At 72.8% G+C, this 22,110-nt stretch carries 19 protein-coding genes and 1 riboswitch; of the genes, 15 read left to right on the forward strand and 4 right to left on the reverse strand.

Features of this window, described 5'->3' with window-relative positions:
* Positions 1-62: 62 nt before the first annotated feature.
* The 6 genes from NE235_RS00865 (at position 63) to NE235_RS00890 (ending at position 7,099) form a co-directional block, all read left to right on the forward strand.
* On the forward strand, positions 63-950 hold the full coding sequence (locus tag NE235_RS00865; RefSeq protein WP_252798695.1) for an aminoglycoside phosphotransferase family protein: 888 nt from the start codon (positions 63-65) through the stop codon (positions 948-950).
* A 389-nt stretch (positions 951-1,339) separates the two neighbouring features.
* Positions 1,340-2,317 carry an aldo/keto reductase gene (locus NE235_RS00870; protein WP_252798696.1) on the forward strand — a complete coding sequence of 326 codons (978 nt, stop codon included), beginning with the start codon at positions 1,340-1,342 and terminating at the stop codon, positions 2,315-2,317.
* Between the two features lie 181 nt (positions 2,318-2,498).
* Complete coding sequence (locus NE235_RS00875; RefSeq protein WP_252798697.1) at positions 2,499-2,678, forward strand: DUF397 domain-containing protein; 180 nt, start codon at positions 2,499-2,501, stop codon at positions 2,676-2,678.
* Between the two features lie 275 nt (positions 2,679-2,953).
* Positions 2,954-3,547, forward strand: coding sequence for a CDP-alcohol phosphatidyltransferase family protein (locus NE235_RS00880; protein ID WP_308206000.1), 594 nt, complete (start codon positions 2,954-2,956; stop codon positions 3,545-3,547).
* Positions 3,548-3,575: 28 nt separating this feature from the next.
* Positions 3,576-6,074, forward strand: a complete 2,499-nt coding sequence (locus NE235_RS00885; protein WP_252798699.1) for a sugar phosphate nucleotidyltransferase — start codon at positions 3,576-3,578, stop codon at positions 6,072-6,074.
* Entirely contained in the window at positions 6,071-7,099 is a 1,029-nt protein-coding gene (locus NE235_RS00890) for an alpha/beta fold hydrolase (RefSeq protein WP_252798700.1), read from the forward strand. The genes NE235_RS00885 and NE235_RS00890 overlap by 4 nt, the downstream gene beginning before the upstream one ends.
* Positions 7,100-7,259: 160 nt before the next feature.
* Here NE235_RS00890 and NE235_RS00895 read toward each other — a convergent pair whose 3' ends face one another.
* Positions 7,260-7,694 carry a hypothetical protein gene (locus NE235_RS00895; protein ID WP_252798701.1) on the reverse strand — a complete coding sequence of 145 codons (435 nt, stop codon included), beginning with the start codon at positions 7,692-7,694 and terminating at the stop codon, positions 7,260-7,262.
* A gap of 126 nt (positions 7,695-7,820) precedes the next feature.
* On the opposite strand from NE235_RS00895, the gene NE235_RS00900 reads away from it, so the two are divergent.
* The 8 genes from NE235_RS00900 to NE235_RS00935 all read left to right on the forward strand — a co-directional run bounded on the left by NE235_RS00900 (position 7,821) and on the right by NE235_RS00935 (position 14,116).
* Positions 7,821-8,663, forward strand: coding sequence for a DUF881 domain-containing protein (locus NE235_RS00900; protein WP_252798702.1), 843 nt, complete (start codon positions 7,821-7,823; stop codon positions 8,661-8,663).
* Positions 8,660-8,992 (forward strand): small basic family protein, encoded by a 333-nt coding sequence (locus tag NE235_RS00905; RefSeq protein ID WP_252798703.1) that lies wholly within the window; start codon positions 8,660-8,662, stop codon positions 8,990-8,992. Before NE235_RS00900 ends, NE235_RS00905 begins: the two co-directional genes overlap by 4 nt.
* Positions 8,989-9,687, forward strand: a complete 699-nt coding sequence (locus NE235_RS00910) for a DUF881 domain-containing protein (protein WP_252798704.1) — start codon at positions 8,989-8,991, stop codon at positions 9,685-9,687. The genes NE235_RS00905 and NE235_RS00910 overlap by 4 nt, the downstream gene beginning before the upstream one ends.
* A gap of 319 nt (positions 9,688-10,006) precedes the next feature.
* A complete protein-coding gene (locus tag NE235_RS00915; RefSeq protein WP_252798705.1) occupies positions 10,007-10,570 on the forward strand; it encodes an FHA domain-containing protein in 564 nt (187 codons plus the stop codon).
* Positions 10,571-10,790: 220 nt separating this feature from the next.
* Complete coding sequence (gene ftsR, locus NE235_RS00920; protein ID WP_252798706.1) at positions 10,791-11,501, forward strand: transcriptional regulator FtsR; 711 nt, start codon at positions 10,791-10,793, stop codon at positions 11,499-11,501.
* Positions 11,502-11,600: 99 nt separating this feature from the next.
* Complete coding sequence (locus NE235_RS00925) at positions 11,601-12,071, forward strand: bifunctional nuclease family protein (RefSeq protein ID WP_252781406.1); 471 nt, start codon at positions 11,601-11,603, stop codon at positions 12,069-12,071.
* A gap of 390 nt (positions 12,072-12,461) precedes the next feature.
* Positions 12,462-13,055, forward strand: a complete 594-nt coding sequence (locus tag NE235_RS00930; RefSeq protein WP_252798707.1) for a MerR family transcriptional regulator — start codon at positions 12,462-12,464, stop codon at positions 13,053-13,055.
* Between the two features lie 59 nt (positions 13,056-13,114).
* Entirely contained in the window at positions 13,115-14,116 is a 1,002-nt protein-coding gene (locus NE235_RS00935; protein WP_252798708.1) for a glutathione S-transferase family protein, read from the forward strand.
* A 52-nt stretch (positions 14,117-14,168) separates the two neighbouring features.
* On the opposite strand, the gene NE235_RS00940 is transcribed toward NE235_RS00935, so the two are convergent.
* Both NE235_RS00940 and NE235_RS00945 read right to left on the reverse strand, forming a co-directional pair.
* Positions 14,169-16,730 (reverse strand): lysylphosphatidylglycerol synthase transmembrane domain-containing protein, encoded by a 2,562-nt coding sequence (locus NE235_RS00940; protein ID WP_252798709.1) that lies wholly within the window; start codon positions 16,728-16,730, stop codon positions 14,169-14,171.
* Between the two features lie 75 nt (positions 16,731-16,805).
* Complete coding sequence (locus NE235_RS00945; RefSeq protein WP_252798710.1) at positions 16,806-17,657, reverse strand: SCO6745 family protein; 852 nt, start codon at positions 17,655-17,657, stop codon at positions 16,806-16,808.
* 118 nt (positions 17,658-17,775) lie between these two features.
* Positions 17,776-17,873, forward strand: a riboswitch (glycine riboswitch).
* Between the two features lie 162 nt (positions 17,874-18,035).
* On the opposite strand from NE235_RS00945, the gene gcvP reads away from it, so the two are divergent.
* Positions 18,036-20,873 (forward strand): aminomethyl-transferring glycine dehydrogenase, encoded by a 2,838-nt coding sequence (gcvP, locus tag NE235_RS00950; protein WP_252798711.1) that lies wholly within the window; start codon positions 18,036-18,038, stop codon positions 20,871-20,873.
* A 78-nt stretch (positions 20,874-20,951) separates the two neighbouring features.
* Here gcvP and NE235_RS00955 read toward each other — a convergent pair whose 3' ends face one another.
* A complete protein-coding gene (locus tag NE235_RS00955; protein WP_252798712.1) occupies positions 20,952-22,028 on the reverse strand; it encodes a glutamate--cysteine ligase 2 in 1,077 nt (358 codons plus the stop codon).
* Positions 22,029-22,110: the final 82 nt, after the last annotated feature.

Genomic DNA, 22,110 nt, shown 5'->3' on the forward strand with positions numbered 1-22,110 from the left:
ACCGGGGTAATCGACGGGGAATTAAGGTGGTCACCGTGGCTCAGATCGGCTCCGCCCGCTAGATGGCATCTCCGCATCCGCCGGAGACGGTCCTGGGGTGGGTCCGTGACGTCGTGGGCGGCCGGATCACCTCGATCCGCTCGATGGGGGTCGGCGCGACGACCCTGCACGCGATCGACGCCGGGACCGATCCGGTACGCCGTCTGGTGGTCCGCCGCTTCCACGACCTCGCGCGCCTGCGGGCCGATCCCTGGTACGTCCCCGCCGTCGAGGCGGCCGTCCTCGAACTCCTCGACGACACCGAGGTGCCGGCGCCGCGCCTGCTCGCCGCCGACCCGTACGGCCGGCTCTGTGACGTCCCCGCGCTGCTCGTGACACGAGTGCCCGGCCGGCCCGCGGCCCGGCCCTGGGACATGGACGCCTATCTGACCGGCATCGCCCAGGCCCTCGCGCGCATCCACGAGGTGCAACCGGAGGCGGACCTGCGCTCGTACGCGCCGTACCACGACCCCGCCGTCCACGGGGAGCGGCGCCCGCCCGTCTGGTCGGGCAGTCCCGAGCTGTGGCAGCGGGTGTTCGAGGTGATCTCCGGCCCCGCTCCGGAGACGCCCACCGGGTTCATCCACCGCGACTTCCACCTGGGACAGATCCTGTGGACCGGGGACCGGCCGACCGGGATCGTCGACTGGACCACCGGATGCGGGGGACCGTACGGCGTCGACCTGGCCCGGATGGGGATCAGCCTCGCCGTCGAGTACGGCGTCGAGGTCGCCGAGCGGTTCCTCACCGTCTACGAGCGGATCGCCGGACCGGGCGGCCGGCACCCCTACTGGGACCTCCTGGACGCGGCCGACATGATCCTGGACATGCCCGTTCCGGAGACCCAGGAGGCCGCCGACGGGTACTCCCGGTTCGAGCACTGGACGGCCATCGCGCTGGCGAGCGTATGACGCGGGCCCGTGGCGGCGGCGTCCGTGATTCCCCGCTCCATCGAATCGGACATCTGTTGTCATTTTCTGTGAAGGTGGGGCGTCTTCCCCTGGGCTGACCTGCGGAGTTACCGTCGAAGTGTTCCGGTGACAGGCGGGTGTGCCGATCCTTAGTGGATCTTCCCAAATGAATCGCACCGCCCAGCCCGCCGTTCCCGGAGCCTGAGATGGAGAGGCACGTCGATCCGCCCCAGTAGATCCAGCCTCTCCGCAGCCCGGCCTCTCGCGCATCCGGGGCCGGTGACAAGGGCGCTGGACGCCGCGGGTGACGAGACCCGGCGTCCAGCGCCCCATCGGTTGCCCGGACCCGGTCGCGGGGCGTGGCGGAGCGGACCCGATAATGGCCTGTCATGGAGGAACGTCGCATCGACAGGATCGGCCGGCACGCGTCGGTCATCGGGCTCGGCACCTGGCAGCTGGGGGCCGACTGGGGGCAGGTGGAGGAGAAGGACGCCGTCGCCGTCCTCGAGGCCGCGGTCGAGTCCGGGGTCACGTTCCTCGACACGGCCGACGTCTACGGCGACGGGCGGAGCGAGCAGATCATCGGCCGCTTCCTGCGCGACCATCCCGGTCTGTTCGTCGCGACGAAGATGGGGCGCCGGGCCCCGCTCGACCCCGCCGAGTACACCCTGGAGAACTTCCGCGCGTGGACCGACCGGTCACGCGCCAACCTCGGGGTCGACACCCTCGACCTCGTCCAGCTGCACTGCCCGCCGACGCCGGTCTACTCCAGCGACGCGGTGTTCGACGCCCTGGACACCCTCGTCGACGAGGGCAGGATCGCCGCGTACGGCGTCAGCGTCGAGACGTGCGACGAGGCGCTCACCGCGATCGCCCGGCCGGGCACGGCCAGCGTCCAGATCATCCTGAACGCCTTCCGGCAGAAGCCCCTCGAACGGGTGCTGCCGGCCGCCGCCGAGGCGGGCGTCGGGATCATCGCGCGCGTGCCGCTGGCCTCGGGCCTGCTGTCGGGCCGCTACCGCCACGACACGGAGTTCGGTCCCGCGGACCACCGGACGTTCAACCGGCACGGCGAGGCGTTCGACGTCGGCGAGACGTTCTCGGGCGTGGACTACGACACCGGCGTCGAGGCGGCGGCGGAGTTCTCGGCACTGGCGGCGCCGGGAGCCACCGCCGCGCAGACGGCGCTCCGGTGGATCACGCAGCAGCCCGGCGTCACCACGGTCATTCCGGGCGCGCGCAATCCCGAACAGGTCCGCGCCAACGCCGCCGCGGCCGACCTGGCGCCGCTTCCGGAGACGACCCTCGACGCCGTGCGCGATCTCTACGATCGCCGGATCCGCCCGCAGGTGCACCACCGCTGGTAGGGCATCCGCTCCGTCCGCCGATCCCGGTGACCTCACGGCATGTGCATCGTGCACATGCCGGGTTATGATGCGCCTACATCGGGCGCCGGTCGCGCACCCCTCAGACTCGAGCGGATCACTCCGCCGATCCACGGGCCGCCGAAGGCCGATCCGCGCGGGCGGCGTCGTGGAGGGGGTCACAGTGCTGCGGACAGGCCCGGGTGTTCCGTCGCCGGATCGAGGCTGGCGCAAGAGCAGGTACAGCAATCCCAGCGGCTGCTGTGTGGAGGTCGCGCGGGCGACGCCGCCCGCGGCCGCCGGCGCGGGCCGGCGCAGGGCCGAGCCGGAACGCCCGGAGGGCGAGACGACCGGCCGGGCCTGACCGGAGGAGCAGCCGGGCGAAGCGGACGCGGCGTGGAATAAGCGGAATAACATGCCGTCCGGCTCCGGGCCAGCCCTCACCGGGCCGATGGCCGGACCCGGACGAGCGGGTCCGCGGGCCCCGGCGCGCCTGGTCGCGGGTGAATCCGCCGATCACGTGCCCGGCCCGCGCGGCACGTCGGAGGCGGCCGTGCGTCGCGTGCGCGGCCCGGCCACGGCACACGGCGGTACCGACAGGTAAGGTCATGACCAGCGTGGGGGAGCGGGAGGTGGGCGTTGAACGACCGTCTGTGGACGTGGCCTAACGTATTGAGTTTCGCCCGTCTGATCGGCGTTCCCGTCTTTCTGTGGCTGGTCCTCGTCAAGGAGGACTGGTGGGCGCTGGGCATCCTGGTGTTCGCGGGGCTGTCCGACTGGCTCGACGGCAAGCTCGCGCGGATGCTGGACCAGACAAGTGAGCTCGGCACGCTCCTCGACCCCGCGGCCGACCGGCTGTACATCTTCGCGACCCTCATCGGGCTCGTCGTCCGGGGCGTCGTCCCCCTCTGGATGGCACTGATCCTGGTCGCCCGCGAGGTGTACATGGCCGTGCCCCTCTCCGTGCTGCGGCGGCACGACTACGCCGCCCTTCCGGTGCACTTCGTCGGCAAGACGGCGACGCTCTGCCTGCTCTATGCCTTCCCGTTGCTGTTCCTGGGGGTGCACTCGGGGACCTATGCGACCGTTGCGAAAGTGGTCGGCTGGGCGTTCGCGATCTGGGGAACGGGTCTGTACTGGTGGGCCGCCGTCCTCTACACCGTCCAGGTCCGCCGGCTCGTGCTGGCCGACCGCGGCTCCGGCGAGCTGAAGGGAGCGGAACCCCTACCATGATCGGCGCATCCGCGAAGGAGTGGCTCCAGTGAAGGCCGTGGTGATGGCGGGCGGGGAGGGCACCCGCCTGCGTCCGATGACCGCCAACCAGCCGAAGCCGCTCCTACCGGTGGTCAACAAACCGATCATGGAGCACGTGCTGCGCCTGCTCAAGCGGCACGGGTTCACCGAGACGGTCGTCACCGTCCAGTTCCTCGCGGCGCTGGTCCGTAACTACTTCGGCGACGGTGAAGAGATCGGCATGGCGCTCAGCTACGCGACCGAGGAGATGCCCCTCGGCACCGCCGGCAGCGTCAAGAACGCCCAGGACGCGCTGCGCGACGACCGGTTCCTGGTCATCTCCGGCGACGCCCTCACCGACATCGACCTGACCGACATGGTGCGCTTCCACCGCGAGAACGGCGCGCTCGTCACCATCGGCCTCAAGCGGGTGCCGAACCCCCTGGAGTTCGGCATCATCATCGTGGACGACGACGGCCGCATCCAGCGGTTCCTGGAGAAGCCCACCTGGGGCCAGGTGTTCTCCGACACCGTCAACACCGGCATCTACGTGATGGAGCCGGAGGTGCTGGACCACGTCGCGGCGGGCGAGTCGGTCGACTGGTCCGGCGACGTCTTCCCCAAGCTGCTCGCCGAGGGCGCCCCGCTGTATGGCTACGTCGCCGAGGGGTACTGGGAGGACGTCGGCACCCACGAGAGCTACCTCAAGGCGCAGGCCGACATGCTGTCCGGCAAGATCCAGGCGGACCTGGACGGCTTCGAGATGTCGCCGGGCGTCTGGGTCGGCGAGGGCGCGGAGGTCGATCCCGAGGCGATCCTCAAGGGCCCGCTCTACATCGGCGACTACGCCAAGGTCGAGTCCGGCGCGGAGCTGCGGGAGTTCACCGTGCTCGGCAGCAACGTCGTCGTCAAGGAGGGCGCGTTCCTGCACCGCGCCATCGTCCACGACAACGTCTTCGTCGGCCCGCTGACCAACCTGCGCGGCTGCGTCGTGGGCAAGAACACCGACATCATGTCCGCCGCGCGCGTCGAAGAGGGCGCGATCATCGGCGACGAGTGCGTGATCGAGGCCGAGGCGTACATCTCCAGCGGCGTCAAGGTCTACCCGTTCAAGACGATCGAGGCCGGGGCGGTCGTCAACACCAGCGTCATCTGGGAGTCCCGCGGCCAGCGCACCCTGTTCGGACCGCGCGGGGTGTCCGGCCTGGTCAACGTCGAGATCACCCCCGAGCTCGCGGTGCGGCTGGCCAGCGCGTACGCCACCACGCTGAAGAAGGGCGCGGGCGTGACCGCCTCCCGCGACGCCTCCCGGGCGGCCCGCACGCTCAAGCGCGCGGTGCAGAGCGCGCTCACCGCCAGCGCCATCAACGTCCGCGACCTGGAGGCCTGCCCGGTCCCGGTCGCGCGCTACGAGACCGCTCGGGAGGACTGCTCGGGCGGCATCGTCATCCGTACGACCCCGGGCGACCCGCAGGGCGTCGACATTCTGTTCCTCGACGAGAACGGCGCCGACCTGTCCCAGGCGGCACAGCGGAAGCTGGAGCGGGTGTTCAGCCGGCAGGAGTACCGCCGGGCGTTCCCCGGCGAGATCGCCGAGCTGACCTACCCGGCCCGCGTGTTCGAGAGTTACGCTCGCGACCTGGAGCGCCGCATCGACCTGCGCGGGGTCCGCGAGGCCGAGCTGAAGATCGTCATCGACTGCGCCGGCGGCACCGGCTCGCTGGTCCTGCCGCAGCTGCTCGGCCGCATCGGGGTCGAGGTCCTCACCGTCAACAACCGCCTCGACGAGGTGTCGCCGACCGAGACGCTGGCCGAGCGCATGCGCGACCTGCAGCGGCTGAGCGACCTGGTGTCCTCCTCGCGGGCGGCGTTCGGCGTGCGCTTCGACACCGTCGCCGAGCGCATCAGCCTCGTCAACGAGAACGGCGAGCTGATCAGCGACGACCGCGGCCTGCTCGTCGTCCTGGACCTCGTCGCCGCCGAGCGGCGCGGCGGCCGGGTCGCGCTGCCGGTCACCACCACGCGGGTGGCCGAGCAGGTCTGCCGGTTCCACGGCGTGCAGGTCGAGTGGACCTCCACCTCCCAGGACGTCCTGACCAAGGCGACGACGGCCGACGACATCATCTTCGCCGGGGACGGCAGGGGCGGGTTCGTGATCCCCGAGTTCAGTCCCACGGTGGACGGGGTCGCGGCGTTCCTCCGGCTGCTCGGCCTGGTCGCGCGCACCCGCCTGACGCTCTCCCAGATCGACCAGCGGATCCCCGAGGCGCACCTGCTGAAACGCTCGGTGCCCACCCCGTGGGCGGCGAAGGGCAGCGTCATGCGGCACGTCGTCGAGGCGGCGGGCGACCACCCGATCGACACGACCGACGGCGTTCGCGTGATCGAGGACGACGCCAGCTGGGTGCTCATCCTCCCGGACCCGGCCGAGGCGGTCACCCACCTGTGGGCCGAGGGCACCGACCGGGACTCCGCGCAGGCGCTCCTGGAGACGTGGGCCGGCGTCGTGGAGGCCGCCGGTTCATGATCGACCAGCAGGACGGCGCGGCCCCGGACGGGCTGGAAGAAGCCGGAGACCTCTCCGCCGGACGGCCACGGCGGCCGTGGTGGCGGCGATGGGCGCGACGACTCGGCCTGACGGTGCTCGCCCTCGCCGCCGCGGCGACGCTCTTCTCCTTCCTCTACAACGCGGCCACGGCCGGCCGCGCCCGCGTGCCCGCCGGGCTCACCTACGTACGGACCGGCGACCTGCTGACCCGGTACCGCGCGTGGGGCGGCGGCGGCTCACCGATCGTCCTCGTCCACGGCGCGGCCGAGTCGGCCGACACCTGGCAGCGGGTCGCCCAGGTCCTCGCCCGCGACCACCGGGTCTACGCCCTGGACCTCAACGGGGCCGGGTACACCTCGCGGCGCGCGCCGTACGACCTGGACCACCAGACCCGGCAGCTGCTCGCCTTCATCGACGCGCTCGGCCTGCGCCGGCCCGTGCTGGTCGGGCACTCCTCGGGCGCGGCGACCGTCGCGGACGCCGCGCTGCGCTCCCCGGACCGCGTCGGCGGCCTCATGTTCCTCGACGGCGACGCCCTCAGCACCGGGGCCGGACCGCCGCCCGCCGTCCGCCACCTGGTCATCCCGCCGTACCGGACGACGCTCCTGCGGCTGGCCGTGCGCTCCGACTGGGTCATCCGCACCATCTACTCCGCGCAGTGCGGCCCGGGCTGTCCCCGCCTGGACGCCGCCGGGATCGAGGAATGGCGACGGCCCTTCCAGGTGGCCGGCGCGGAGTCCGGAATCTGGGGCATGCTGCGGTACGGCGTACCCGGCCTGCCTCCCGACCGGCTGACCGGCCTCCGATCGGCCGGTGTGCCCAAGGCCGTGGTGTACGGCGCCGAGGACCACGTGTTCGCCAAGGACTCCGCGGCGCAGACCGCCCGCCGGATCGGCGCCCCGGACCCGACGCTGATCCCCGGGGCCCGTCATCTGACGCTGATCTCCGCGCCGCGGCAGGTCGCCCGCGCCGTCGAGGACCTCGCCGCCCGCCGTACGCCCTGACCTCGAGGACCGGCTCGCCCGCCGTACGCCCTGATGCCGAGGGGGAGGCCGCCCGCCGTACGCCCTGGTGGCCGGGGGCCGGGCCGCCCGCCGTACGCCCTGACACCGGGCCCGTGGCCGCGCGCCGGAGCGCGTCCGGGGCCGGAGCGGCGGGCCTCGGTCAGCGGCCGCGCGAGCGGCGCAGCCGGCCGGAGACCAGCGCCGGCCCGGCGTGCACGGTGATGCCCGAGAACACCCCGGCGACCTCCGCCACCCAGTACGTCCGCTCGATGATCACCGCGGGCACGCGGCTGACGACCGGAGTGCGGCCCGACCCCGTGAACTCCGCGGTCACCACGGACACTCCCGCGGGCAGTTGCCCCCACGCCAGCGCCCATCCGGCGGCCCCGCGCGGATTGCGCCAGGCGCCGCGCAGGACCGACAGCGAGACCGGGGTCGCCACGCAGACGTCGGCCAGCCGCAGGCCCTCGTACATTTCGAGCGCGGCGCGATCGGCGGCGGCGCGGCCGATCCGCACCGCCCACCCGCTGATCGGCAACCGCATGAGCGGCACCGCGGCCGCCTGTTCCCCCGTCGCTCCCGCTGCCCTGCGCATGAGGACCAGTTCACCGCCCGTTTCTGCGAGGGCTGTGCACGTTTCCTAAGAGTTCGCTGTGAAACGCCGTCGATCAGGCGCGATGCCCGGGTCCGGCCGCTGCCGCGCTCTTGGGAGAATGACCGGATGACCGAACGGGGAGCGCGCTGGAACCGGCCGGACGCCTCGATGTCCCTGCTCGCCGACCTGCTGGCCGGCAAGGACCTCGATCCCGGCTACGAGGAGGCCGCGGCCCGCCGCGCCGCGACCGGTGCCCGGCCCCGCCGCTCCGCCCGATGGGCGCGCCTGCTCGCCGGCACCCTCATCATCGGCCTGCTCGGAGCCGTCGCCGTCGTGCAGGTACGCCGCGGTGAGCCGGTCGCCCAGCGTCAGCGCCGCGCCCTCCTCGGCCAGATCACGCAGCGGACGGAGGAGGACGACGGGCTGCAACGGCAGGCCGACCGGCTCCGCGCTCAGACCGACGGCCTCCGCCGGGCCGCCCTGGCCCGCAGCGACGCCGGCCGCGCCGCGCGCCGTGACCTGGACCGGCTGGCCGCGGCCGCGGGGGCCGGTCCCGTCCACGGCGCCGGCCTGACCGTCGTCCTGGACGACTCGCGTACCCGCGGGGACCTGCGGAGCGGCAGGATCACGGACCAGGACATGCAACGGCTCGTCAACGCGCTCTGGGCGGCCGGCGCGACCGCCGTCGCCGTGAACGGGCAGCGGATCGCCGCCACGACCGCGATCCGCTTCGCCGGCGACGCCATCCTCGTCGACTACCGGCCGCTGTCCCGGCCGTACACCGTCACCGCCCTCGGCGACCCGGGCGGCCTGGACGGGGCGTTCGCCGGTTCCCCGGCCGCCCGATCGTTCCGTACCCTCAAAGCCGCGTTCGGCATCCGCTTCGACATCCACCAGGAGGACAGCGTGCGACTCCCCGCCGCACCGGCCCCCACGCTCCGCTACGCGGGGGAGGTGGCGTCGAAGTGATCGCTCTGGTCGGCCTGGTCGCGGGGATCGCCCTCGGCCTGTTCTTCCACCCCGACGTGCCGCTGTGGCTGCAGCCGTACCTTCCCATCGCGATCGTCGCGGCGCTGGACGCCATGTTCGGCGGCCTGCGCGCCCGCCTCGACGGCGTCTTCGACGAGAAGGTGTTCGTCGTCTCGTTCCTCAGTAACACCATCATCGCCGTGCTGATCGTCTTCTTCGGCGACCAGCTCGGCGTGGGGTCACAGCTGTCCACGGGGGTGGTCGTCGTCCTCGGCATCCGGATCTTCTCCAACGTCGCCGCCATCCGCCGCAAGCTCTTCCAGGCATGAGCACGCCGGAGGGGAAGGGCGGCCGCGAGGCGCGCCGGGGGAGCGGGCGGCGTCGTCCGGGCGGGCGGCTCCTCATCGGGCTGCTGTGCGCGGTGCTCGGGTTCGCCGTCACCGCCGAGGTCCGGTCCAACGACCGGAGCACGAAGTTCGCGACCGCCCGGCAGGACGAACTGGTCGGCATCCTGGGCGACCTCTCGCAGCGGTCGGAGCGGCTGCGCGGTGACATCCGGGACCTGGAGAGCACCAAGGCCGGCCTCGAACGCGACACCCAGGGCCAGACCGCGGTCGAGGACGCCCGCAGGCGCGCGGCGACGTACGGGATGCTCGCCGGAACCCTCCCGGCGGCCGGTCCCGGCATCCGGCTGACGATCGACGACCCGCGCGGCCGGCTGCGGGCGGAGGACCTCCTCGACGCGCTGGAGGAGCTGCGCGACGCGGGCGCCGAGGTGATCCAGGTCGGTGACGTGCGCGTCGGCGTCAGCACCTACTTCGCCGACGCGGCGTCCGGCGGAGCCGTCGCGGACGGGCGGCTCCTGACCCGGCCCTACGTCTTCCTCGTGATCGGCGATCCGCACACGCTCGCCACCGCGCTGAACATTCCGGGCGGCGTTCTGCAGACGCTGCGCAATGACGGTGCGCGGGGGAAGGTGGTTCAGGAACAGAGGATCGTGATCCGTGCGATACGGTCGCCGTAGACCGTGGCGGCGGACCGTGCCGGCGCGTGCCGGAGCTTCACAGCGCGGCGGCGTGGACCGACGATCACTGTCGAAGGTAGCTTGATGAGACAGAACTCTTGTCTTGGTTGACCCCTCGGTCATTGCCGCGTAAGTTGCGGCAACCGCCGACGTGGCGGGCGAGGGGCGTGAAAGCGTCATGACCGGCGGTGCTTGGAGGGGGGTTCGTGTGCTGAGGCTGACCGGAGGTACGGTGCCGACGGTGCCATCAGTGCTCGACGTCCGTGCCGTACGGTGCCAGAGGCACACCGAGGCCATAGGTAGGAGGCCGAGCCGATAAATGCCGAGCGTCTACTGCACGCAGTGTGGTCACGCCAATCCGGAGAACGCCAACTTCTGCTCGCAGTGCGGAACCCCGCTCTCCCGTAGCGCGGCGCCGCCGGTTCCGGGCGACCCGGGTGACGCGACGTCGACGTCGACGATCTCACTCGGCGCGATCCCGGACGTCGAACCGGGCGAGGAGCTGTCCCCGGACCAGATGGCGGTCGAGGCGCTGCCGCCCGACACGGCGCTGCTGGTGGTGAAGCGCGGGCCCAACGCCGGAAGCAGATTCCTGCTCGACAGCGACCGGACCACGGCGGGCCGTCACCCCGAGAGCGACATCTTCCTCGACGATGTCACCGTGTCCCGCCGCCACGCCGAGTTCTACCGCAGAGGCGCGCAGTTCTCCGTACGCGACGTCGGAAGCCTGAACGGCACCTACGTCAACCGGGAGCGGATCGACGAGGCCGGCCTGTCCGGCGGCGACGAGGTCCAGATCGGCAAGTTCCGGCTGGTGTTCCTCACCAACCCGCAGTACGCCGCCGAGGGAAGGGGCGACGGCCGGCCGGCGGGAGGGCCGTGACGAAGCCGGAGACGCTGGGGCCGGGACGGGAAGGGCGCGCGGCGAGCGCGCCCGTGACCGCCGCGCGCGGCGGGCGCCGGGCGGGCGCCCGGCCGCCGGGCCCCACCGTGAGGAACGAGTGCCGGAGGGATGTCCGGCCACCGGAGCACACCGTGGGTGACGAGTACCGGAGGGGCGCCCGGACGCCGGCCGACGCCGCGCCGCCGGATCGGAGGTGGCGATGAGCCCGTCCGCCGCCCGCGCGTACATGACGATCGGCGAGGTGCTCGGCCTGCTGTCCCCCGAGTTCCCGGACATCACGGTCTCCAAGATCCGGTTCCTCGAGGCGGAGGGGCTGATCGAGCCGGAGCGAACCCCGTCCGGGTACCGCAAGTTCGCCCCGGCGGATACCGAGCGGCTCAGGTTCATCCTGGCCGCCCAGCGCGATCACTACCTGCCGCTGCGGGTCATCAAGGAGTACCTCGACGCCGCTGATCGCGGGCTGGAGCCGCCTCCGCTGGCCGGACGCCGGCGGGCGCCGCGGGGCCTCGTCGCGGCCGACACCACGGCCGAGGAGAACGCCGAGGTACGCCTGACACGCCGCCAGCTGGCCGACGCGGCCGGCATCGACGCGGACGCGCTGACCGACCTGGAGGAGTTCGGTCTCATCCGCCGCACCGGCGGCCACTACGACCGGGACGCGCTCACGATCGCCCGTGCGGCGGCGGCGCTGCGGGCCTTCGGGTTCGAGGCCCGGCATCTGCGCGCGGTCAAGGCGGCGGCGGACCGCGAGGTCGGCCTGATCGAGGCGGCGGTGGCGCCGGCCATGCGGCAGCGCAGCCCGGGCGCACGGGACCGGGCGGCCGAGACGGCGCGTGAGATCGCGGCCCTGTCGCTGAAGCTGCACGCCGCCCTGGTCTCGACCGGATTGCGGGAAGGACTCGATCCTTAGAGATCACTCTCTGACCCGTCACCGCTCCCCGGCTCGGCGCGCCTGGGGTGTACGTTGGCTACAAGGGTTTCGGGTAGCCGTCTTCAGCAGGGAGCCGCTGTGAAGCAGATGGAGGTCGTCGGCGTACGGGTCGAGATGCCCTCCAACCAGCCCATCGTGCTGCTGAAGGAGACGGACGGCGACCGTTACCTGCCGATCTGGATCGGCGCGGTGGAGGCCACCGCGATCGCCTTCGCCCAGCAGGGGGTGCTGCCGGCCCGGCCGCTCACCCACGACCTGTTCCGTGACGTGCTGGAGGCGTTCGACGTCCAGTTGCGGACGGTGAACATCACCGCCCTCCGCGAGGGCATCTTCTTCGCCGACCTGGTCTTCTCCAACGGCGCCGAGGTCAGCGCCCGTCCTTCGGACTCCATCGCCCTGGCGCTGCGCACCGGCGCGTCGATCTTCGCGAGTGAGGACGTCCTCGACGAGGCGGGGGTGGCGATCCCCGACGAGCAGGAGGACGAGGTCGAGAAGTTCCGCGAGTTCCTCGACACGATCTCGCCGGAGGACTTCGGCCGCGCCACCTGAGCGGCGGAGCCCCTCGCCCCTGAGACCGCTCCTCGCCGTGCCGAGGAGTCCTCTTGCGCCCCTCACGGGTGAGCCGTGCCCGTCTCCGCTCACTCTGCGTACGCACCGGCGGCTGCCGGTAGCAGGATCGTAATCCCGGGGGAAAAGTTCCGTACGGCTTGCGGGGAACCTTCACGGCGCGAAGAGCGTCACTACGTGGGTAGGTGCCGCCGATAGCGATGAATAAGGGGTTTAGACGACGTCGTAGCGTTTTGCGTTGGCTGCGACGCGCCGACCGCGAACGTTGACCCTGCAGGGGCCGCGACCTACCGTGCTGCTTGAACACCTGCGGCGTAATTCCGTCAAACCCCCTTGGTGGATCGCTGCGGGATGATAGAGCCGGAGGTCCGCGTGGCGGCAAGCAGCGGCGAGGGCAAGGCGGCCCGCGAAAGGCACGATGCGTCTCAACGCGCCGGGGAGCAAGGTCTCCTGTTCGGCGGGAGCGTGTCGCCCCTGCCCGACGACGTCGGGTTCCGCGGGCCAACGGCATGCGCCGCGGCGGGCATCAGCTACCGCCAGCTCGACTACTGGGCGCGCACGGAGCTGGTGGTGCCCAGTGTGCGCTCCGCCCATGGCTCGGGCTCCCAGCGTCTGTACAGCTTCCGTGACATCCTGGTGCTGAAGGTCGTGAAGCGGTTGCTGGACACCGGTGTCTCCCTGCAGCAGATACGCACCGCCGTGGAGCACCTGCGCGACCGCGGAGTGCACGACCTGGCGCAGATCACCTTGATGAGCGACGGCGTGAGCGTCTATGAGTGCACGTCTCCCGACGAGGTCGTCGATCTCGTGCAGGGCGGCCAGGGCGTGTTCGGGATCGCGCTGGGCCGGGTGTGGCAGGAGGTCGAGGGCAGCCTCGCGGAGATGCCGGCCGAACGCGCGCACCCGGGCGGTGACAGCCCCCACGACGAGCTGGCCCGCCGCCGGCGGGTGCGCAAGACCGGCTGAGATCTCCGGCCTCGTCGCGCCGGACCCTTTGATCCCCCGACTTCACGAGAGCGAGTGCGTTGAGCCCCATCCGGCAGCAGGACGACGAGGAGTTCACCCGGTCGCCGAGCCACTTCACCGACCGCATCACCGCCGACGGCTCCTCGCCGTGGCCGGTGGAGCCCGGCCGGTACCGCCTGGTGGTCAGCCGCGCCTGCCCCTGGGCCAGCCGCGGGCTGATCGTCCGCCGGCTCCTGGGCCTGGAGGACGCGATCTCCGTCGGCATCGTCGACCCGATCCAGGACGAGCGCAGCTGGCGGTTCACGCTGGACCCCGGCGACCGTGACCCGGTGCTCGGCATCCGCTTCCTGTCCGAGGCGTACGAGAAGGCCGAGCCGGGCTACGACGGCGGCGTGAGCGTCCCGGCGATCGTCGACGTGCCCAGCGGGCGGCTCGTCACCAACGACTACCAGCGGATCACGCTGGACCTGTCCACCGAGTGGACCGCCCACCACCGGCCCGGCGCGCCGGACCTGTACCCCGAGCGCCTGCGGGACGAGATCGACGCCGTCAACGCCGAGGTCTTCCGGGACGTCAACAACGGCGTCTACATGGCCGGCTTCTCCCGGGACCAGGAGGGGTACGAGGGGCACGTCCGGCGGCTGTTCGAGCGGCTCGACGCCCTGTCCGAGCGGCTGGCGACCCGCCGTTACCTCGTCGGCGACACGATCACCGAGGCCGACATCCGGCTCTTCGTCACGCTGGTCCGCTTCGACGCCGTCTATCACGGCCACTTTAAGTGCAACCGCAGCAAGCTGACCGAGCTGCCGGTCCTGTGGGCGTACGCCCGTGACCTCTTCCAGACCCCGGGCTTCGGCGACACGGTGGACTTCGACCACATCAAGCGCCACTACTACTACGTCCACCACGAGATCAACCCGACGAGGATCGTCGCGGTCGGCCCGGATCCGCGCGGCTGGCTGACGCCGCACGGCCGGGAGGAGCTGGGCGGCCGGCCCTTCGGCGACGGCACCCCGCCCGGCCCGGTGCCCGCCGCCGAACGCGTGCCCGGCCTGTCCTGACCCCCGCCCACTGCGCCGGCCGGCGCCTGCTTCGAGGACCGGCCGGCGCGGGTCAGATCACGTCTTTGCGCTGCAGGTAGGACATCGACGCCCAGCCGGGCAGGACGGGCAGCCAGAAGGTGTGCAGCCGGAACAGCAGCACCGCCGAGGTCGCGGTCCCGGCCGGCAGCCCCGCGAGGGTCAGGCCCAGCGACAGCGCGCCCTCCACGGCGCCGAGGCCGCCCGGCGTGGGAGCGGCCGAGCCGAGGGCGTTGCCGGTCAGGAACACCACCGCGACGGTCGTCAGGCTCATCGAGCCGCCGAACGCCCGGATCGACGCGTCCAGGCAGGCGACGAACGCGGCCGTGAGCAGGAGTGTGCCGCCCATGCCGGTCGCGAGCTTCTTCGGCGACTGCAGCACGTCGAGCAGGCGGGGGAGCACCCCGGAGAACATCGAGCGCGTCCGCGCGGCGACGAGCCGCCGCAGCGGACCGACCGACAGCACGATGATCGCCAGCACGGCAGCCCCGAGCAGCGACACGATGATGATCCTCGACGGCGGCAGCGACGGACCGTAGTTGCTGCCCGTGATGTAGCCGAAGAGCACCAGCATGAGGACGTGGGAGGCCATGCCCGTCAACTGGGAGGCGCCGACGCTCGCGGCCGCCTGGCCGGCCGGCACGCCCGCCCGCTGGAGGTAGCGCGTGTTCACCGCGATGCCGCCGACCGCGGCCGGCGCGACCAGCTTGATGAACGAGGCGACGAGCTGAACCAGGATCGTCCGGCCCAGCGGCAGCCGCTCCGGCACGAAGCCCATCAGCATCAGGGCCGCGGCCAGGTAGCTGGCCGCCGAGGCGAGCGCGCCGACGGCGAACCACCGCCAGTCGGCGTGGGCCACGAGGTGCGGAAGATTCACGTTGCCGAGCTGGGACAGCAGGAGGTACGCGCCGACCATCCCGGCGACCACGCTCACCAGCGTGCGCGGCCGGAACCGGTCCAGCCGCAGCGGCTGGGCCGCCGTCACCAGCTCCGGGCGCAGCACGCGGATCTGTTCCCGGATCCGGCTCAGCAGTTTCTTGTCCCGGCGCAGGGCGTTCCGCGTCGACCGGGCGAGGACGACCTTCTGCAGCAGCGGCACGGTCGCGCCGAGGGTGTCCGGGCCGAGCACGGCGGCGGCCGTGCGGACGGTCCGCTCGGCGCCGACGCGCAGCGCCAGTTCGGTCAGCAGCTGCGCCAGGTCGACACGAAGGACCAGATCGCCGGCCGCGATCTCCCCACCGCGCAGGTCGATGAAGTGGGGCCGGCCGTCCTCGCCGACGAGGATGCTCTCGCTCACCAGGCGGCGGTGCGCGAGGCGCCGGTCCTGCAGGAGTTTCAGCTCGGTCCAGATGGCGCGGAGCAGCTCGTCGGTCAGTTCCTCGTCGGGCAGGTCGGCGAGGAGCCGGCCGGGCACGTGCTCGTAGGCGAGCAGGGCGGCCTCGCTGCCCACCTCCGACGTGGCCAGCAGCCGGGGGGTCGACGCGCCCGCCGCCGTCGTGGCGTAGGACATCAGCGACTCCTGCTCCAGCGAGCGGCGCAGTGACCGGATCGTACGGCGCGGCATCTCGCCGCGCAGCCGCGCCCGCCGCCAGAGGCGGTACAGCAGGCCGGCCGTCTGCTGGTCGCGGTCCAGCACCGTGACGTCGACCGTCCGCCCGTCCGCCAGCGCCGCCGTGTAGCGGCGGGTGTCCTCGGGGCCGTCGGCGACGCGCACGGCATGGACGGGCGCGAGCCCGACGCGCCGCAGCGCGGCGACGACGGCGTCCCCGGGCGGGCGGATGCTCGGCGCGCCGACCGCGTACAGCGTGCCGTAGCCGACGGCGCGGCCGATGAGGTAGGTCGTCAGCACGGCCAGCGGCGTGATCGCGCCGGTCGTGAGCGACGCGATGGCGTCCAGGCCGATCACGCCCCAGGTGACGAGCTGCCAGCGGGTCCGGCCGCCCAGGCCGACGGCGGTGACGTAGGCGATGACGGGGGTGAGGTCGATGTGGGCGGGGCCGGGGAACCACCCGCCGTGCCGCTTCCACGTCAGGTACCAGGCGAGGTCGCGCATGCCCGCCGCGGTCATCCACGAGTCCAGGCCGAGGGAGATGCCGAGCGCGGCCACCGCGGCGACGACGCCGATGACCACCCGCAGTCCCTCGCGGCCGATGACGCGGGTCACCCCGAACGCGACCGGAACGGCCAGGACGCCGATGCCGGACGCCAGGTTGGCGAGGGTGAGGAGGAGGTGGGGTGCCCGCTCGGTGCCGCTGGCGATGTCGGAGGCCAGCCCGCTGGTCGTGTGCCGCGCGATGTGGGCCAGCACCAGGATGAGCCCGATCACGCCCACGGTCAGCAGGAAGCGGATGGCGTCGGACGGACGCCGGATCCGCCGCGGCAGCGACGGCTCCTCGACCCGCACCCCGCCGCCCGCGTCTCCACCGCCCGCGGCGGCGCCGGATGGGGCGGCGCCGGACGTGGCCTCCTCGGCCGGCCGGGTGCCGTCGGCGTCCTCCTGCGGCCGGGCCGCCGCGTCCACGGGCTCGGTCGCGGGGGACGGGGGCGACTCTCCGGGTGCCGTGTGGTCGGCGCCGGGGGATTCGTTCACGGACACGGAGTGCATCCTCCCAGTTCATCGGCTGGGACGCGCGGGAGGTGTCCGATGTGTCGCCCGATCGACACCCCCTGGCTAGGCGGGCGCGGCGGGCCGCGGCATGGCCATCGCGTTGGGGAAGGGGATGCCGCCGCCCTCGACGATCGCCTGGGCGAGCGGCCGGAGCAGGCCGGTCAGCCGGGCGGCGCCGTCCGGGCCGAGGGCGTCGAGGGGTGGGCGGGCGAGCCGGTCGGTGAGGTCCTCGATCGCCTTCCGTGCCGCGCGCCCCTCAGGGGCCGGGGCGCCGTCGTCGCCGAGGAGGCCGCGGGCGCGCAGCCGCCCGGCGGCGGCCGCCCACTCCTCCTCCGTCCAGCCCCGGTGATCGCGCTGCTCGGGCGGGGTGAGGCCGAGCGCGCCCGCCAGGACGTTCGCCTCGCAGCCGTCCACGCCCGCGGTGAGCAGGGCCGCGACGTGCCCATCCCCGCGGAACTCCCGGAGCGCGGTCACGGCGTGCCACAGCGCCAGGTGCGGCTCGGCCGGCAGGGGGAGCGCCGCGTGCGCCGCGAACAGGACGCGGCCCGCGACGGGTGACGCCTCGACCGCCCGTCCCGCCAGGGCGGCGGCCTCGGCGACGGCGGGCCCGTCTATCAGGTCGCCCGCCAGGCGGCGGAGGGCCCGGTCGGCGACGGCCGTCCGGGCGGCCAGGACCGCCTCGGGGGAGGACCGGCGCCAGACGTCCGGGAACGCGCGGGCCACCATGCGCGGCGCGAAGTTGTGGAACGCGGCGGTCACCACCTCGGCCGGGGCGGTGCCGAGGGCGGCGGCCCGGGAGGCGAAGTAGCCCCGCCAGAACCCGGTCAGGCCGGCCTCGGCGTAGGCGTCCCGCGTCTCGGGAACGAAGTAGACGAAGGCGTGACAACACTCGATCAGCCGCCAGGTCTCGTCCATCGGGTCTCCTCCGTGCGGGCCGGGCGGGCTCATCGTCGCATGGTGACCCGCGCGAGGGGGAAGTACGTGATCATGCTGGAACGCGGGGACTTGTCCTCCGGTAGGCTGGAATGGCCGTCGACCTCGTACGGGAGAGACCTCGCCCACCGTGGTGCGGGGCGCCGAAGGAGCAACCCTCCCCGGAACCTCTCAGGCACAAAGGACCGTACGAACGAGGCGCCTCTGGAAAGCAGGGCCGGCGCGCCACGCCGGACCTCACCGAAGGTGCAAACCGCGCCCCGGCGCGGTGAACCTCTCAGGTTCCTCTGACAGAGGGGGAGACCGGCCACCGGCCTGCCCGGTGGTGGCTGCGCACGCATCGCACCAGGAGGCTCCCCAATGACCGAGGTTCGCTTCGCCGATCGGCACATCGGGCCGTCGAGCACCGAACGCGCCGAGATGGCCGAGACCGTCGGCTTCCCGAGTGTCGAGGCCCTCGTCGACGCCGCCGTGCCCACGGCGATCCGCACCGAACGGCCCCTCGACCTGCCTCCGGCCCTGAGCGAGGTGGAGGCGCTGGCCCGGCTGCGCGAGATGGCCGCGGAGAACCAGGTTCTGACCTCGATGATCGGCCTCGGCTACTACGGCACGGTGACCCCGGGGGTGATCCTGCGCAACGTCCTGGAGAACCCGGGCTGGTACACCGCCTATACGCCGTACCAGCCGGAGATCTCCCAGGGGCGTCTCGAGGCGCTGCTGAACTTCCAGACCGTCGTGAGCGACCTGACCGGGCTGCCCGTCGCGAACGCGTCCCTCTTGGACGAGGGAACCGCCGCGGCCGAGGCGATGACGCTCGCGCGCCGGGCCGCCAGGGCCGGGGACACCTTCCTGGTCGACGCCGACGTGCTGCCGCAGACGATCGAGGTGATCCGCACCCGCGCGGTGCCGCTGGGCATCGAGGTCGTCGTCGCCGACCTGTCCGAAGGGCTGCCGGACGGGGAGTTCTTCGGCGTGCTGCTGCAGTACCCGGGGGCGAGCGGCGCCGTACGCGACCTGGCGCCGCTGACCGGGGCCGCGCACGAGCGCGGCGCGCAGGTGGTCGTGGCCGCGGACCTGCTGGCCCTGACCCTGCTGAAGGCGCCCGGGGAGTTCGGCGCGGACATCGCGGTGGGCACGTCCCAGCGGTTCGGCGTGCCGTACGGCTTCGGCGGCCCGCACGCCGGCTACATGGCCGTACGAGACGGGCTGCAGCGGCAGCTGCCCGGCCGCCTCGTCGGCGTGTCCGTCGACATCGACGGCGATCCGGCGTACCGCCTGGCGCTGCAGACGCGTGAGCAGCACATCCGCCGCGAGAAGGCCACGAGCAACATCTGCACCGCCCAGGTGCTGCTGGCCGTCATGTCGAGCATGTACGCCGTCTACCACGGCCCGGAGGGGCTGCGCGGCATCGCCGAGCGGGTGCACGCGCACGCCGTCCGGCTCGCGGGCGGGCTGGCGGCGCTGGGCGCCGAGATCGTGCACGAGACTTTCTTCGACACCGTGCTCGCCCGGGTGCCGGGCCGGGCGGAGGAGACCGTACGCCGGGCGCGCGAGCTCGGCGTGAACCTGCGCCTCGTGGATGCCGACCACGTCGGGATCGCCTGCGACGAGACGACGACCGACGGGCACGTGACCGCGGTGTGGCGGGCGTTCGGCCTGACGGGGGAGGAGGCGCCGTCCGCCGGCGCGGAGGACGCGCTGCCCGCGGCGGTCCGCCGGGAGAGCGGCTACCTGGACCACCCGGTCTTCCACGCGCACCGCTCGGAGACGGCGATGCTGCGCTACCTGCGCCGCCTCCAGGACAAGGACATCGCGCTGGACCGCTCGATGATCCCGCTGGGCTCCTGCACGATGAAGCTCAACGCCACCACCGAGATGGAGCCGATCACCTGGCCGGAGTTCGCGCAGATCCACCCGTTCGCGCCGCTGGAGCAGGCGCGCGGCTACGTGCGGCTGATCGGGGAGCTGGAGGCGTGGCTGGCCGAGATCACCGGGTACGCGAAGGTATCGGTGCAGCCGAACGCCGGCTCCCAGGGTGAGCTGGCCGGTCTCCTCGCCGTGCACGGCTACCACGCGTCCCGCGGCGAGAGCCACCGCGACGTCTGCCTGATCCCGTCCTCCGCGCACGGCACGAACGCCGCGAGCGCGGTGATGGCCGGGATGCGCGTGGTCGTCGTCAAGAGCACCGACCACGGCGACATCGACCTCGACGACCTGCACGCCAAGATCGACAAGCACCGTGACCGGCTCGCGGCGATCATGGTGACGTACCCCTCGACCCACGGCATCTACGAGGAGACGATCACCGAGGTCTGCAAGAGCGTGCACGACGCCGGCGGCCAGGTGTACGTCGACGGCGCCAACCTCAACGCCCTCGTCGGCCTGGCCCGGCTTGGGGAGTTCGGCGCGGACGTGTCCCACCTGAACCTGCACAAGACCTTCTGCATTCCGCACGGCGGCGGGGGCCCGGGCGTCGGCCCGGTGGGCGTGCGCGAGCACCTGGTGCCGTTCCTGCCCAACCACCCGCTGCGGCCCGAGGCCGGCCCGGAGACGGGCAGCGGCCCGATCGCGGCCGCGCCCTGGGGCTCGGCGGGCATCCTGCCGATCTCCTGGACGTACATCGCGATGATGGGCGCGGACGGGCTGCGCGCCGCGACGGAGTCGGCGGTGCTGGCCGCCAACTATGTGGCCAAGCGCCTGTCGGACCACTACCCGGTCCTCTACACCGGCCGGGGCGGCCTGGTCGCCCACGAGTGCATCATCGACCTCCGCAAGATCACCAAGGACACGAAGATCACGGCGGAGGACGTCGCCAAGCGGCTCATCGACTACGGCCTGCACGCGCCGACCCTCGCCTTCCCCGTCGCGGGCACCCTGATGATCGAGCCCACGGAGAGCGAGGACCTCGCCGAGCTGGACCGCTTCTGCGACGCCATGATCCAGATCCGCCGGGAGATCGAGCGGGTGACGGCGGGGGAGTACGACGCGGACGACAACCCGCTGAAGAACGCCCCGCACACCGCCGCGTCCCTGCTCACCGAGGACTGGAAGCACTCCTACGGCCGGGAGGACGCCGCCTACCCGCTGCGGTCCCTGCGGGAGAACAAGTACTGGCCGCCGGTGCGCCGCATCGACCAGGCGTACGGCGACCGCAACCTGGTCTGCTCCTGCCCGCCGCCGGAGGCCTTCGAGTCCTGAGCCCGGTACGCCCCGGCTCTTCCGAGCCCGGCACGCCCCGGTGCGTGACCCGCGTCGCGCACCGGGGCGTACCTGTCGCTACGCGCCGAGGGTGCGGGCCACGGCGGCGTTGACCACGGCGGACAGGTCACGGGTCTCCTCGTACACCCGGCGCTGCAGCGCCGCGCCGTTGCCCCGCTCCAGCAGCCGCTCGGCCAGCTCGGTCACGGCACGCAGGTCGCCCGCGTCGACGAGGGCCGGGGCGACGTGCTCGATCAGCGCCCGCACGACCACGCCCGCCGGGGCCGGGCGCTGCGTCACCGGATGGATCAGGTCGCCGGAGAGCCCGGACCGGCTCGCCCGCCACGACGCGAGGCGCAGCAGCTCCGTGCGGACGGGCACCGGCGGCTGCCCGGACCGCCACTCCCGCGCGGCGGTCTCAACGAGCCCCCGTACGAGCGCGGCGAGCAGGACGGCGTCGTCCGCCAGCAGGCACACGTCCGCGACGCGGACCTCCACGGTCGGATAGTGCCGGGACAGCCGGGCGTCGAAGTAGATCATCCCCTCGTCCAGGAGCGTCCCGGACTCCACCATCGACCGTACGGTCTCGTGGTACACCTTGGGCGTGCCGAACGCCTCGGTTGGCCCGGCCGACGGCCAGCGCCCCCACACCTGGTACCGATAGCTGTCGTAGCCGCTGTCGCGCTCCTGCCAGAAGGGGGAGTTCCCGGTCATCGCCAGCAGCGGCGCCAGCCACGGGCGGAGGCGGTCCAGCACGCCCACGCCCTCGTCCTCCGACTCGATGCTCACGTGGACGTGGCAGCCGCAGGTCAGCTGCTCCTGGGCGGTGAGGGCGTACTCCTCGGCCATCCGCAGGTAGCGCTCCGCCGGAGTGGTCGACGGGGTGACGGCCCGCGGCGAGGTCGCCAGCGCGGCCACCTCCGAGCCGGCCCGCCGGGCGGCCTCGGACGCGGCGTCGCGGCGGTCCCGCAGCTGGCGCGACAGCTCGTCGAGCGTCGTGCACGGGTCGGTGCCCGTCTCGACCTGCTGCCGCTGCAGCTCACGCTCTGGCCCGTCGTCGTCCCCGCCCCGCGTGACGGACTCGGCGAGCGCGACCGGGATGCCGCTGCTCGGTGCGACCAGCAGCAGCTCCTCTTCCACTCCGAAACTTCGCAACCACGGCCTCCTCGTTAGCAGAGAACCCGTCTCTACCCCGCCAGGGGCGGAAGAACCGGGCACCCGGCGAGCCCCGCGGGCC

The organism is Actinoallomurus spadix (assembly GCF_024055725.1).
Lineage (GTDB): Bacteria > Actinomycetota > Actinomycetes > Streptosporangiales > Streptosporangiaceae > Actinoallomurus > Actinoallomurus spadix.

Bases quoted from the DNA above. Each gene is read 5' to 3' on its own strand.
- NE235_RS00865 (WP_252798695.1), top strand. From the start codon at position 63: ATGGCATCTCCGCATCCGCCGGAGACGGTCCTGGGGTGGGTCCGTGAC.
- NE235_RS00870 (WP_252798696.1), top strand. From the start codon at position 1,340: ATGGAGGAACGTCGCATCGACAGGATCGGCCGGCACGCGTCGGTCATC.
- NE235_RS00890 (WP_252798700.1), top strand. From the start codon at position 6,071: ATGATCGACCAGCAGGACGGCGCGGCCCCGGACGGGCTGGAAGAAGCC.
- NE235_RS00895 (WP_252798701.1), bottom strand. From the start codon at position 7,694: ATGCGCAGGGCAGCGGGAGCGACGGGGGAACAGGCGGCCGCGGTGCCG.
- NE235_RS00900 (WP_252798702.1), top strand. From the start codon at position 7,821: ATGACCGAACGGGGAGCGCGCTGGAACCGGCCGGACGCCTCGATGTCC.
- NE235_RS00910 (WP_252798704.1), top strand. From the start codon at position 8,989: ATGAGCACGCCGGAGGGGAAGGGCGGCCGCGAGGCGCGCCGGGGGAGC.
- NE235_RS00915 (WP_252798705.1), top strand. From the start codon at position 10,007: ATGCCGAGCGTCTACTGCACGCAGTGTGGTCACGCCAATCCGGAGAAC.
- ftsR (WP_252798706.1), top strand. From the start codon at position 10,791: ATGAGCCCGTCCGCCGCCCGCGCGTACATGACGATCGGCGAGGTGCTC.
- NE235_RS00945 (WP_252798710.1), bottom strand. From the start codon at position 17,657: ATGGACGAGACCTGGCGGCTGATCGAGTGTTGTCACGCCTTCGTCTAC.
- gcvP (WP_252798711.1), top strand. From the start codon at position 18,036: ATGACCGAGGTTCGCTTCGCCGATCGGCACATCGGGCCGTCGAGCACC.